At 61.4% G+C, this 13,710-nt stretch carries 10 protein-coding genes; 7 read left to right on the forward strand and 3 right to left on the reverse strand.

The window, feature by feature from the left end; all coding sequences use genetic code 11:
• The first annotated feature begins 111 nt into the window (after positions 1–111).
• On the forward strand, positions 112–606 hold the full coding sequence (locus tag QQJ86_RS08165; protein WP_284320411.1) for a DUF2165 family protein: 495 nt from the start codon (positions 112–114) through the stop codon (positions 604–606).
• Positions 607–621: 15 nt separating this feature from the next.
• Here QQJ86_RS08165 and QQJ86_RS08170 read toward each other — a convergent pair whose 3' ends face one another.
• A complete protein-coding gene (locus QQJ86_RS08170) occupies positions 622–1,899 on the reverse strand; it encodes a peptidase MATCAP family protein (protein ID WP_284320412.1) in 1,278 nt (425 codons plus the stop codon).
• Positions 1,896–2,957 (reverse strand): ribosome small subunit-dependent GTPase A, encoded by a 1,062-nt coding sequence (gene rsgA, locus QQJ86_RS08175; RefSeq protein WP_284320413.1) that lies wholly within the window; start codon positions 2,955–2,957, stop codon positions 1,896–1,898. The genes QQJ86_RS08170 and rsgA overlap by 4 nt, the downstream gene beginning before the upstream one ends.
• Before the next feature lie 173 nt (positions 2,958–3,130).
• Between rsgA and QQJ86_RS08180 the strand changes: the two genes are divergently transcribed.
• The 4 genes from QQJ86_RS08180 to QQJ86_RS08195 all read left to right on the forward strand — a co-directional run bounded on the left by QQJ86_RS08180 (position 3,131) and on the right by QQJ86_RS08195 (position 10,338).
• Positions 3,131–4,378 (forward strand): aminotransferase class I/II-fold pyridoxal phosphate-dependent enzyme, encoded by a 1,248-nt coding sequence (locus tag QQJ86_RS08180; RefSeq protein ID WP_284320414.1) that lies wholly within the window; start codon positions 3,131–3,133, stop codon positions 4,376–4,378.
• Positions 4,379–4,628: 250 nt separating this feature from the next.
• On the forward strand, positions 4,629–5,261 hold the full coding sequence (locus tag QQJ86_RS08185) for an SGNH/GDSL hydrolase family protein (RefSeq protein ID WP_284320415.1): 633 nt from the start codon (positions 4,629–4,631) through the stop codon (positions 5,259–5,261).
• A gap of 178 nt (positions 5,262–5,439) precedes the next feature.
• Positions 5,440–8,328: a TonB-dependent receptor domain-containing protein gene (locus QQJ86_RS08190; RefSeq protein WP_284320416.1), complete on the forward strand. Its 2,889-nt coding sequence runs from the start codon at positions 5,440–5,442 to the stop codon at positions 8,326–8,328.
• Between the two features lie 198 nt (positions 8,329–8,526).
• A complete protein-coding gene (locus tag QQJ86_RS08195) occupies positions 8,527–10,338 on the forward strand; it encodes a tetratricopeptide repeat-containing sulfotransferase family protein (RefSeq protein ID WP_284320417.1) in 1,812 nt (603 codons plus the stop codon).
• Between the two features lie 20 nt (positions 10,339–10,358).
• Here the strand turns inward: QQJ86_RS08195 and QQJ86_RS08200 are convergent, their stop codons facing one another.
• Positions 10,359–11,567: an aspartyl/asparaginyl beta-hydroxylase domain-containing protein gene (locus tag QQJ86_RS08200; RefSeq protein WP_284320418.1), complete on the reverse strand. Its 1,209-nt coding sequence runs from the start codon at positions 11,565–11,567 to the stop codon at positions 10,359–10,361.
• Between the two features lie 174 nt (positions 11,568–11,741).
• Between QQJ86_RS08200 and QQJ86_RS08205 the strand changes: the two genes are divergently transcribed.
• Both QQJ86_RS08205 and grxD read left to right on the forward strand, forming a co-directional pair.
• Entirely contained in the window at positions 11,742–12,605 is an 864-nt protein-coding gene (locus QQJ86_RS08205) for a UDP-2,3-diacylglucosamine diphosphatase (RefSeq protein WP_284320419.1), read from the forward strand.
• A gap of 139 nt (positions 12,606–12,744) precedes the next feature.
• The gene (gene grxD, locus QQJ86_RS08210) at positions 12,745–13,671 is read left to right on the forward strand and encodes a Grx4 family monothiol glutaredoxin (protein ID WP_284320420.1); all 927 of its coding nucleotides are present in this window, start codon (positions 12,745–12,747) and stop codon (positions 13,669–13,671) included.
• Positions 13,672–13,710 lie beyond the last annotated feature (39 nt).

Consider the following 13,710-nt stretch of genomic DNA (forward strand, 5'->3'; position numbering starts at 1 on the left):
TTACGTAGGTGTCATGCCCGCAGGGTTCTTGATGCAGCGCGACAGAAGACATTGCCTCTCGTGAATAAAGCCCTGGATACTCACTGCCATGACAATGCTGTGACGAAGCATATGACGACCCGCCTCGCCAAGATCCTGCTGCCGCTCGTGCTTGCTGCGTTCGCCTTCATCGTGACGTTCGACAACATCGTCGACTACGACTCCAACTTCTTGTTCGTGCAGCATGTGCTGTCGATGGATACGACCTTCCCGGGCAATGCATTGATGGGCCGCGCCATCACCAGCCCCGTGATGTGGCAAGCGAGCTACTGGCTGATCATTGCTTCGGAAGGCGCTACCTGCTTGCTGTTGCTCAGCGGGACGGTTGCCCTATGGCGTGCTCGCCATCAGAACAGTGCCCGCTTCAACACCGCGAAAAGCCTGGTCACCGCCGGATGTGTGATGGGCTTTCTGGTGTGGTTCTTCGGCTTCATGGTGGTCGGCGGGGAATGGTTCGCCATGTGGCAATCGAAAACCTGGAACGGACAGGAGGGTGCCTTCCGGTTCTACATGGCGATCCTGGGTGTGCTGATCTTTGTCAACCAGCCCGATACCGATCTAGCCTGATCCCCCAAGCCACGTTCAAATGCCGGTCGATAGCGCTTCGGCTTCCACTTTCGACATGCGAACGCGATTGATGAAGAGCGAGAACGCCAGCTTGCCAGCCAAACCATGCACATGCTGCATCCACGGCGGCAGCCAGCGCGGCGCAGCAAGCGCGCCAGACTGGAAGTACGGCTCCAGACTCATCACGTCGCCAAGGGTCAGCTTGCCGGCGAACAGATAGCGCAGCAGATCCATGCGCCGCTCCTTCAGTGCCCAGCGGAAGAAGGTGTGCACGTCGATCAGGCCGGACAGGTAGACATTGTCCTTGGCAAACGCGGAGCCTCCACACAACGGTACGCCGCGGAACACACGCTGCGCGGAATGGAAGCTATCCGCCACACTTTGCCCGCAGCGGTTGAAGTAGCGGTACACCTCGACGAAATCCGCCCCGTTGAGCGCCATGTCGAGCGCAAGGATGCGCAGGCTGATGCGCTTGAGCCGCGCGATGTCGATCGCACCCGACATCAGTTCGGCGAATACGGCGAGGCCTTCCTGCGTGGCCGTGACACGCGGTGACGTGCGCGCAAGAGAAGCCAACACCGGCTGCTCGCGTCCGTTCAACGCCGTGAGCGAATGCACATAGGCTTCGTGATTGAGCAGCTGATGACGATCGTACTGGCTGAAACGCGTGCCGCCGCGCAGGCGGATGCGCGTAGCGCCGGCCGCCGCCTTGGCGGTGAGATCGTTGTCCACCTCCACTGCGATCACACCCTGGCCAAAGAAATCATCCAATACGTTGGCCAGATCCTTGCGCAACAACTCGGACGAGATGTTGGTGACGATGTCATCGTCAGCCATGTCCGCGCCGAGTTCGTCGGACAGCTCCACAAAGTAGCGTGCCGCGTCGAGATTGCTGTAATGGCTGCCAGCAATGGCATCGCCCGGGCGCCCATAAAGCTGTATGGAGGGTGCAGTGACGCCTTCGGTGCCTACTGCTTCAAGCATTTCGGCGGCGATGCGCCAGGATTCGGCGGTGCGGCGCAGATATTCGCGGAACGGATCTCCATCACCCGCCTCCTTCTCGATCGCGACGAGCTCCTTGCGCACCTCGGAGAGATCCGGCTTCTTATAGCTCACCTCCGGCAAGGCGTAATGCCCTTTGCCGTAGTCCTCGATCATGCGGTCTTCCAAAGAAGCCGGCCAACTTACCGTGGGCAGGATGTTGATGCCTTTCACTGCCGCCAGCAGACGCTTGTCGAGCGCGGCATAGACTTCCAGACCAGCGGGAATGACTTTTTCAGCAGACGTACTCACCACCCTTCCTTCTCTCGCGAGCCACGCTGACCATGAGGTTTGGTAGCGGGCCGTCCACCGCGTTGGCGGCGCAAGCGTGATTCAAGCATGGTGGCTTGTTCTTCACGTTCGTCGCGCAGCTTCAGGTAATTGCGCCAGCGGTCAGGCGTCAGTTCGCCATCGTGCAGGGCTTCCTGCACCGCGCAGCCAGGCTCGCTGCCGTGGCCGCAATCGGCAAAGCGACAGTTTTCAGCCAAGGCTTCGATGTCGGCGAAGAGATCGAGGTTTTCCTCGCCCGTGAGCTTCAGCTCCCGCATGCCGGGCGTGTCGATCAGGCAGCCACCACTCGGCAGCTGCAACAGCGCGCGATAAGTCGTGGTATGGCGCCCACGGCTGTCATGGCTGCGCACATCACCGGTAGCCATGTGCTGGCTGCCCAATAAGGTGTTGGTGAGTGTGGATTTGCCGGCGCCAGAGGACCCTACCAGCACCGCGCTGTCGCCTGGCTTGAGGTAAGCGGCGAGTATGGCGGCGCCGACCGGGTCCTTGCCGTTGATGGCGTGGATCGGCGTGCCTTCCGGCAGGCGGGCTTTCAACTCCGCGATGCGGTGCTCGACGTCGTCGGTGCGATCGGGCTTGCTAAGCACGACGACCGGCTGCGCACCCGAGCCCTCGACCAACGATAGATAGCGTTCGATGCGCGCGGGATTGAAATCCCCATCCAGGCCGGTCAGCACAAGCACGTAATCGATATTGGTGGCGATCACCTGCCGCTCGTAGCGCTCGCCAGCCGCGGCGCGTGACAGCACGGTGCGGCGCGATTGCACGGTCAGAATATGCGGCGGCTTGCCTGGCTCCACTTCGACGAAGTCGCCGACCGCGGGGCGCTCGGCCGGGTCCAGGCCGCGCTTCAGGAAATGGCCGGCCGGCTGGGCGCCGAAGACCTGTTCCCCATCATGCAATTCGTAGCCAGCCCGATGCTGGGCCACTACACGGGCAATGCGCCGCCCGTCCCCTGGCAAGACCTGCCCTCGCCAACCGATATGGCGAAGCCGTTCGATGGTCTGAGTGTCGATCATAGGTCGGGATTATGCCCACCTTCGCCAGAGATCGGGAAAGACATATGAAATGAAGTGCAAACGCTTTTCCGTTTTTTTGCCTCATCCCGTCCCCACGACGCCCTAACTCGCTGTTAGGATCGTGAAAACCGGCGGCAGGCCGGCTTTTTTCAATCCCAAAGGACTAGAGACCGTTGTCCCCGATCAAGCCCAGCGCGCACCTGGCCGAAGTGCGCTATGAAATCCGTGGCGCGCTGACGCGTCGTGCGCGCGAACTGGAAGCGGCGGGTACGCCGATCATCAAGCTCAACATCGGCAATCCGGCCCGTTACGGTTTTTCGGTGCCGGCTCATCTGCGCGAAGCCATCGCCGCGCATTTGCACGAAAGCGAAGCCTACGGTCACGAACAAGGTCTGGAAGAGGCCCGCGAAGCCATCGCCACCTTGCAACGCGCACGTGGCGCGCGCCATGTGCAGGTGGAACGCATCTTCATCGGCAACGGGGTTAGCGAACTGATCGACCTGAGCCTGCGCGCCCTGCTGCAGCCGGGCGACGAAGTGCTGCTGCCGAGCCCGGATTATCCGCTGTGGAGCGCTGCCACCATTCTCAACGGTGGCGTACCGCGCTATTACCGTTGCCTCGCCGAGAACCGGCACATGCCGGATCCGGAAGAAATGGAAGCCCTGATCACCCCGCGCACGCGTGCGCTGGTGATGGTCAATCCGAACAATCCCACCGGCGCGGTGTATCCGCGCGCACTGCTGGAGCAGATCGTGGAAATCGCCGCGCGGCATCGTTTGCTGCTGCTGTGCGATGAGATCTACGACGAGATTCTCTACGACGGCGCACCGTTCCAGCCTTTGGCCGAAATCGCGGGCACCACGCCCTGCCTCAGCTTCGGCGGCTTGAGCAAAGTGCATCGCGCCTGCGGCTATCGCGTGGGTTGGCTCAGCCTTTCCGGCGATCCGGCACGCACGCATGAATATCGCGATGCCTTGCAGTTGCTTGCTGCCTTGCGCCTATGTGCAAACGTCACTGCACAGTGGGCAGTGATTCCTGCGCTGCAGGATGCGCCAACTATCAACGCGCTTACCGCACCAACCGGACGTCTATACCAAGCGCGGCAAGCCGTATTGGATGGCGTCGCGTCCAGCCAGTTTCTGGATGTGGTCGCACCGGAAGGCGCGATTTACGCCTTCCCGCGCGTACGCAGCGACGCTATCGCCAATTTCGACGACAACGCCTTCGCGCTGCGCCTGCTTGAAGAAGAATCCGTGCTGATCGTGCCGGGCACCAGCTTCAACGTGCCGAACAGCCGCCACATGCGCCTTACCCTGCTGCCGCAGCCGGCACAGTTGCGCGAAGTGTTCGTACGCATGGAACGTGTGCTGGAGCGCATGGCTGTCGAGGAAACACCGCGCGCCGCGGTCGCAGCGGGTTGATGATGGGGATGCTCTGCTCTATTTTGCATAGGCGGCATGATGTCCAGAAGGCTTGCAGGGTGTGCTGCGCGACGCAGGGAAGACTGGCCGTCTTTTCAAGTCGCGCGGCACAGCCTGCGGGCCTTCTGAACATCACCCTTCGGGCCGGCCCTGTCTGTCCGCATCTCTTCAGTCCATCGTCTCGACAGACGGCCAGTCTGCCTTCGCCGACGCCCCTGTGATCTGCGAACAGACAGGACCGGTGACGCCTATGCAAAATAGAGCAGAGCATCCCTTGCGTTATCTCGCCCTGGGCGATTCGTACACCATCGGCGAAGACGTTCCCGCCCAAGCGCGATGGCCGATGCAGCTGGTGGAAAAACTGCGCAAGCAGAGAATCGCAGTCGGCGATCCGCAGATCGTCGCTGTGACTGGCTGGACCACGGACGAACTGTCCGCCGGCATGGATCAAGCTGCATTCGCTCCCGGCTACGATCTGGTCACTCTGCTGATCGGCGTGAACAATCAGTATCGCGGCCGTCCGGCGGAGGAATACCGCGAGCAGTTTCGTGCCTTGCTGATGCGCGCCGTGACACTGGCCGATCGTCACGCCGAACGCGTGGTGGTGGTGTCCATTCCCGACTGGGGCGTGACGCCATTCGGTTATGCCAGCGGCCGCGATCGCAGGCAGATCGCCCACGAGCTGGATGATTTCAATGCGATCGCGCGCGACGAAGCGACCGAAACCGGCGCGCATTTCGTCAACATCACGGGTATTTCACGCGAGCACGCAGGGCTAGTCGCTTCGGACGGCCTGCACCCGTCTGGCGCGCAATATGCTTTATGGACGGAAGCCATCGAGCCAGTGGTCACCGAGGCGATGCGCCACCTTTCTCATCTTTAAAATAGAGAGAAAACGTCCTTTACTCCTCGTTAAATTTTTGAAACAGTTGCACCGGGGGACACTGGGGCAACTTCGCAAGAGATGTCCAGACGTTCACACGTTTAGCCGTACGGAGGGAAAACGGCAGACATTTCTCGTTGCACCGGTGCTCTCTACCGCCACTATTCGGGGAGTCACCATGCAAGCCCACTACAATCGCTTGTCCATTGCAGTACGTCTGGCATTGTCCGTTGGCATCACCTCGTCAGCCGTCGTCGTCCACGCACAAGACAACAGCGCACAACAGAACAATTCGGCGCAGCAGAACACCTCCACGCAAAACACTGCAGAGCAACCCCAGGCGTCGAAAGCCAAAACGCTGGAAGCGATGACGGTGACCGGCTCGCTGATCCGCCGCGTCGATACCGAAACCGCCAGCCCCGTGATCACGCTGGACCGCGCCGCCCTCACCAACAACGGCAGCCCTACGCTTGGCGATGTGCTGCAGCAGTTGCCCAGCGTTTCCGGCTACGCCACCAATCCAGCCAACAACAGTAACGGCGGCGGCGTCGCCAGCCCAACGTTGGAAGGCGGTGATGGCGCTTCGCGCGTTTCGCTGCGCGGCATGGGCACCAACCGCACGCTGGTACTGGTGGATGGCCAACGCCTGGCCAACGCCGATCTCAACATGATTCCGCAGAACATGATCCAGAGCGTGGACGTGTTGGCCGAAGGCGCTTCGACCGCTTATGGTTCAGACGCGATCGGTGGCGTGGTGAACTTTCATCTGCGCAAGGATTTCAAGGGCGCGGAATTCAGCATCAACGATGGCATTTCCAGCCACGGCGATGGCCAACGACGCGGCTTCAACTTCACCACCGGCGCCAGCGGCGAAGCTGGCAATATCGTGGCCGGTATCGATTGGAACAAATACACGCCTGTGCTGGCCACGCGGCGCGGTTTTTCACAGCAAGCGCTGTATCTGTCCAGCGGCGTAGTCGCACCGGCGGGTTCGCACACCACTCCCGCCGGGCACATCCTGATTCCAGCCGGTCTTTCGCCTGGCGGATGCGACGTCAACATCCAGGGCAACACCTATGTGACGCTAGCCCAGGGCAACGGCAGCAGCCTCAGCGACTACCGCTGCTTCCACAACGCTACCGACGTCTTCAACTACAACGGCTACAACTACATCCAGACCGAGCAGAAGCGCGTGAACTTCTTTGTGCTCGGCAACTACAACATCACGTCGAACCTCACGGCGTTTGCCGATGTGTTCTACAACCGCACCAACTCCGCCGGCCAGGACGCGCCAGCACCTACCGGCACCAGTGATGGCTGGTATATCGCGGCAAACAACCCGATCAACCCGTTCGGCGTCACCTTTGGTACGCCACCGGGCTTTGCCGGCACCAGCTACGTGATGAACACGCGCTTCACCGGACTGGGCACGCGCCTGCATACCTACGACACCGACAACTTCCAGATCAATACCGGCTTGCGCGGACATTTTGGCCAAAGCAGCTGGCTGTGGGACGCGAGCATCAATTACGGCTACACCAACCGCAGGCAGGTCGATTACAACGAAGTGAACATCGCCGCCCTGCAATCGGTGATCAACGCGGGGGTCAACATCTTCGACCAGTCCGATCCTTCCGTCACCGCCCAGTTGAAGAATGGCGTGGACTCACCGGTCTACCAGTACACCGCCGCGATGAAGCAGGTGCAGTTCAATGCATCGGGCGAATTGTGGGATCTTCCCGCCGGCGCCATGCAGCTCTCCGCCGGCGCGCTGTATCGCTGGAATGGCATGAACTACACGGTCACGCCGGACGCGATTCTCAATCCGGGTACCGCCACTTGCGCAGTGCTGGCCGAAGCCTGCGGCTCACCCGGCCGCGGCGCCATCAACGTGAAGGAGCTGTACGCCGAAACACTGATCCCGCTGCTATCGGAAAAACCAGGCGCCTACAGCTTGAACCTGGATCTGGGCGTGCGCGCATCTGACTACAGCACCTCCGGCACCACCACCAACAAGAAGATCGCGCTGGAATACAAGCCGATTGCCGATCTGCTGATACGTGCCACTGCCACGCAGGTATTCCGCGCACCGAACCTGGATGAACTGTACGACGGCATCACCATTACCAATCCCACCATCAACGATCCTTGCGTGGGGTTGAGTGCTGCAACGCTGGCCGCGCATCCGGTGGCCTGCGCATCGGTGCCACCGCAATGGCAAGGCAACCCGACCCCGCAGATCACCGGCTACTACTCGGGCGGTAAACCGGCGGGCGTTGCCCTCAAGCCCGAACACGGCATGTCCTACGACCTGGGTCTGGTGTACTCACCGAGTTGGCTGGAAGGTTTTTCATCCACCATCGACGCTTGGCGCATCAATCTGCACGACCTGCTGACGCCGCTGGCTGCGCAAACCATTCTCAACGCGTGCTTCGCCAACGAAGGCAGTCCCTACTGCAACTTCATCCATCGCTACCCCAGCACCAACGCATTGGCCGGCGCGATCTACTTCATGAATACGCCGGAAGTGAACCTGGGCAACCTCAGCACCAGCGGTGTGGATTTCAGCACGAGCTATGCAATTCCGCACTTCGACCTGGGCAGCATCAACCCCGGCAATTTCAAGGTGGGACTCAACACCACCTACACCAGTTCGTTCTACAACGACTCCACGCCGGGCCAGCCCGGCGCGCACGTGGTCAATTATGCGGGTACGTACACGCAGCAGTTCGGCAACATCGCTCGTTGGCGCGGCACACTCACGCTCAACTGGTCGTTGGGCAACTGGAGTGCGCAATGGCAGACGCGCTATATCCATCACCTGACCAACCTCAACGCCGATGCCGTCACCGGTGCGCCCGCGCCGGTTGCGTCGATCCTGTACCACTCGGCACAGATCGCTTACTCGGTGCCGTCGATCAAGACGCGCTTCGAATTCGGCGTGGACAACATCGCCGACAAGGCACCGCCGCTGATCTACCAGAACGGCCTGAACTACAACGTAGATACGTCGACTTATGACGTGCTGGGCCGCTATTACTGGGCCCGGGCTACGGTGAAGTTCTAAAAAAATCATGCCGTGAACCGCTCCCTACCCTACGTGCAGTAGGGGAGGGTTGGGGTGGGGTGAGGCAACCTCGCGGCAAGCTCAAACAACCCCACCCCAGCCCTCCCCTGCCAAGCAGGGGAGGGAGCCATACACTACGCCGGAACACGCAGCTTGGATCCATTCCTGACAACGTCCGATCGCGAACGGGAAGCCGCCATGCTCGCCGCCTTTCATCAGGGCGACATGGACCGCGTGCTCACCCTGAGCGAAACCCTTCCCGAAAGCGAAACCACACTACTGCTACGCGCGCTTGCACTACGCGCCACAGGCAGGCCGCACGAAGCGCTACCCCTGCTCATCCGGCTGACCCGACTGGCGCCGCGCACTTTCGAATACTGGAACAACCTGGGGCTAGTCGCTCGCGAATCAGGCGATGCAGAAACCGCTGCCCAGGCCCTTGAGCACGCCTTGAAGCTGGCTCCGCAAAACGCCGACGTGCATTACAACCTCGGCCTGCTCCACCTTCAACAGAAGAACTGGCTGGCCGCCCGCGAGTCGCTCCTGGAAGCCGTGCAGCTCGCGCCGAATTTCATCGAAGCACGGCTGCAAGCCGCGCATGCCAGCCATGTGTGCGGTGACAACGTCACCGAAGAAGCCATGCTGGAGAACGCTGCCGCCTGGCCGCCACAACCTGCTGAGCAAGCGCTGACACTGGCGAGCATGTTGTCCACGTTAGGTCAGCAGGAGATTGCGCTGCACACGCTGAAACAAGCGTTGCTGCCGGAAAACGACACAACTCAACAGTTACGCGGACGCATCATTGCCATGCGTGCTTTGCTGCATGAGCGCGGCAATCAGCTCGATCAAGCCGATGCCGAACTAACACAGCTGCCGTTGGACAATGTGTCAGCACAGCAACCGCAGCTGGCTTGCGCCACATGGTTGGCGCACGCGGCCGTGGCTGCGCGACGTGGTGATATGCAACACGCCGCCGAACTCTACGAACGCATCCTGGCAATCGCGGACGATGCGGACGTACACGCGCAAGCCGCCTTCGGACTTGCCGCCGCACGCGACAAGCAGGCACGCCGCGACGATGCATGGCAGGCTCTACAACACGCGCATGCAACGCAGCTCACCATCGCACGCACCATCGTTCCCGAGCTGATGGCCGAAGACAGCGAGCCGCTGGCCATGGCCAAGCTTTGCGTAAATCGCATCGAACGTGATCGCTGGAAACCCTTGAAATCGCCGCGCGCCGAGCAGAGCCCGGTCTTCGTGGTCGGCTTTCCACGCTCAGGCACCACGCTGCTGGAACAGATGCTGGATGCACATCCTGATTTCTGTGCGATGGACGAACGCGGCTTCATCCATGAGTTGACCGAGCGAATGAACTTCGCCGGCCAACCCTATCCTTCCGCATTGGCCAACCTCACTGACGTGGAAGCCGATCAGCTGCGCGAGGTTTACGCGGCAATGGTGCACCACGTCGTTCCGCAACTAGGCACGCGACGGCTCGTCGACAAGAATCCACTCAACATGCTGTGCCTGCCGATGATCGTGCGGTTGTTTCCGGAAGCGCGCATCATCCTGTGCCTGCGCCATCCCTGCGATGTATTGCTGAGTTGCTATATGCAGCCATTCCGCTCACCGGCATTCATGGTCTTGTGTAGCTCGCTGGAACGATTGGCACACAGCTACGTGCGTGCGCTCGATCACTGGTTCAGCCAAACGGAAGTGTTTGCGCCAAGGGTATTGGAATGGCGCTATGAATCAGTCGTTGCGCGTTTCGACGAACACGTGCAGCAGCTGGGTCATTTCCTCGATGTCGACGATGCCGCGCCGATGGCGCGCTTTGCCGAACATGCGCGCAGCAGGGGTTACATCAGCACACCAAGCTACGCGCAGGTGACGCAAAGCATCCACAGTCGCGCGGTGCATCGCTGGCACGCGTATCGCGAGATGTTCGAGCCGGTGTTGCCGATTCTGCGACCGGTGATGGCGCGGCTTGGTTACTCAGATGTGTAAGTTGGGGTTTGCGCCCCAACCTACGCCACACTGGTCGTATTGAAATCACCGATCGCTTCGATCAGCGCGGTGACTGCCTCGCGTTCGGCCTCGGTCAGATCGGGATTCCAACTGTCCAGGATCAACACCACGCGCGTTTCGCTGCTGCGATTCCAAGCTTCGTGCTCGAACGTGTCATCGAACGTCACGCAACACCCTTCCTGCCAGACATGCTTTTCGCCACCCACGCGCAAGGCGCAGTCCGGCGGCACGATCAGTGGCAGGTGCGTCACCAGGCGCACGTTGGTCACCCCCGTATGCGGCAGGATATGCGTGCCTGGACTCAACACGGAGAACAGCGTTTCCGGAGCGTGGTCGCGGATATGCGTGAGCGGCAAGTTATCCAATAACGCCGCTGTGCGCGGACAAGCCGCCGCGTGCTCGTCATAGCGCTCACCGTGCCGATAGAAAAAATACGCATCCCAGGCCGCAGGGTGCGCCCCTGACGACTGCAACATCGCCTGCTGCGATTGGCCCGGCGATGGCGCCCCGAGAAATGCCTCCAGGTTTTGTTCCTGCGTGAGCACGGTGCGAAGCTCGTCGCGTATCCCATCCGCGGCAGCCTCCAGCACGTCCTGCCACGGGAAGCGCTCTCGCGGGTAATAGGGCTGGCTGGGAATATCCGGAAAATAGAAAAACTTGGGCCGCTGGCGTGGATCGGCCATGGCAATGGCGCGCTCGCCTAGATAGCCGTCCAAACCATGCTGCACCCGTCGCATTTCGCTGGCGCCATAACGTTGCAGCAAAGGTTCCAGCACGCGATGGAACCAGGCCATCCGTCCGGCTTCGACGTAGCGCATAGCGTGCTTCACCACTTCGCGCAGACCAGGGGCGGTAGTGTCGTCACTGAGCCAACGCCCTTGGCTTTGTGCTGTGCGCAGCGCGCCAAAGTAGGCCGTCAACGCCTCATGAGGTTGGCCGAGCTGTTCCAGTGCGATACCCAAGCGCAGGCGCACCACGAAGAGTTCCGGTGCCACACCGAGGGCACGCTGCAGTGTCTGAGCGGCGGCGGAAAAGTCGGCGTCGAAGAGTTGCGCAGTGCCCACCACCTGCAAGGCTTCCAAGTCGCTCGGCACTTCACCTAGCACATGCTGGAACAGCTGTGCGGCCTGCTGCAGATCCCCACGGTCCAGGCAGGCATGCGCGGCTTCCCGCCATTGCGCAAGCGACGTTGCGGCTGGCGTGTTCATGGAATAAGCCTCCCCTCCCCCGGCTCGGCCTTTATCGCACACCGATGACCACTTTCCCACGGTGTTTTAGGCAAAAAAGTGGCCACGGCAACCTCTTTGCAACGATTTCGCCATCGCACGGTGACGTTGCGCTATCAGACTGTGCTCCCGGCAACCAAACCCGGGAGAGACGCCATGGCCATTCTTCGTTGCCGAAGCGCCTTCATTTCTGACGTACATCTGGGCACACCGGACTGCAAGGCGGCCTACCTGCTGGATTTCCTGCGCAGCCTGCAGTGCGAGAAGCTGTACTTGGTCGGCGACATCATCGATCTGGAATCCCTGAGCCGCCGCCGCTGGTGGCATCCGGACCACGGCACCGTGATCGCCGAGGTGCTGGACATGGCACGCCGCGGGGTCGAGGTCACCTACATTCCCGGCAATCACGACTGCGCGCTCCGTGGCCTGGTGGGGCAATCCATTTGCGGTGTGCGCATCGAACTGGATGCCATTCACGTGGGCGCCGACGGCCGCCGCTACCGCGTGAGCCACGGCGATGAATACGATCCCGAGCAGATCGGCCGCAGCTGGATGCTGCATCTGGGCGAAGCGATGCATCGTTTCGTGTGCTGGGGCAACCGTCGCGTCAATGCCTGGCGCCGACGCATGGCGATGCCATACCTCCCGCTGTCGATCATCGTGAAATCGCACATCGGCAAGGCGCTGGCCTATATCCGCGCCTATGAGGAACGCGTCGCCACCGGAGCGCGCGAACACGGCGTGGACGGCCATATCTGCGGCCATATCCATTTCGGCCAGGTGCGCACCATCGACGGCGTGGTGTACCTCAACGACGGCGATTGGGTGGAACACTGCACCGCGCTGATCGAAGACGAACATGGCGCGATGGAGCTCATCCACTGGAGCGAACATACCACCGCGCTGGGTCACGCCACCCGCGAGTTGGTACAGCCTTCACCCATGGCCGCGCTGGCGCTGGCGCCCCTGGCTCGGCGCAAGAAGCGCGAGGAACTGGACGATCTACCGTCCGCTGCCTGAGCTAAGCAGGCCGGGATTGCATCCCGGCCTACGGATCCGGCGAAGGCCCAGGTGACGGCGTAAATTTCCACACCTTGAACCTGCCAGCTACGCCGGCATATGAGGAGCGATACAATATCCCTCTTTGCCGGAGCCTCTCATGTCCCTCGACACCGCCACCCGCGACCGTATTGAAACCCTGCTGAAGGACCACCGCGTGGTGCTGTTCATGAAGGGCACGCGTTCCCAGCCCATGTGCGGCTTCTCCGCCGCCGCCACCAACACGCTCAACGAACTCCTGCCGGATTACCACACCGTCAACGTGCTGGAAGATCAGGAAATCCGCGAGGGCATCAAGGCGTTCGGCAACTGGCCGACCATTCCGCAGCTCTACGTTGATGGTGAGCTGGTCGGCGGTGCCGACATCATTCGCCAGATGTACGGCAGCGGCGAATTGCACCAGTTGTTCGGCGCGGCACTGCCGGACCGCACACCGCCGGAAATCACCATTACCGACAAGGCCGCCGAAGCCATTCGTCAGGGCACGGCGAACGCACAAGGCTTGGCACTGCATCTGGAAATCGGCCCGGACCACAGCGCCGGCTTCCAGCTCGCGCCCGGCAGCGAACACGACATCGTGGTCACCGCCAACGGCATCGAAGTGCATTTCGATCCCGCCAGCGCGCAGCGCGCCAAGGGCATCGTGATCGATTGGGTCTCCACCATGCAGGGTGAAGGCCTGAGCCTGAAGTTTCCCGGTGCCGGTGGCGGCGTCCAGTCGATGAGCGTGCAGGAACTCAAGAACCGCCTCGCCGCGGGCAACATCACCCTGATCGACACGCGCCCGGCGCAGGGTCGTGCCATCGCCTCGCCGCTCGCTCAGGCACGCATTCTGGAAGAAGAAGGCTACGCCGCACTCGCCAACCTGCCCAAGGACACACCGCTCGCTTTCATGTGCCATCACGGCATTTCCAGCCGCGGCGTGGCGGACCAATTCGTTGCGCACGGTTTCACGCAGGTGTACAGCGTGGATGGCGGCATTGATGCGTGGGCGGCGGAAATCGATACCAGCGTGCCGCGTTACTAAGCTCTCGCATCGGCTCATCACAATACATACGGGGCTTCG

It is taken from the genome of Dyella acidisoli, assembly GCF_030160295.1.
Classification (GTDB): domain Bacteria; phylum Pseudomonadota; class Gammaproteobacteria; order Xanthomonadales; family Rhodanobacteraceae; genus Dyella_B; species Dyella_B acidisoli.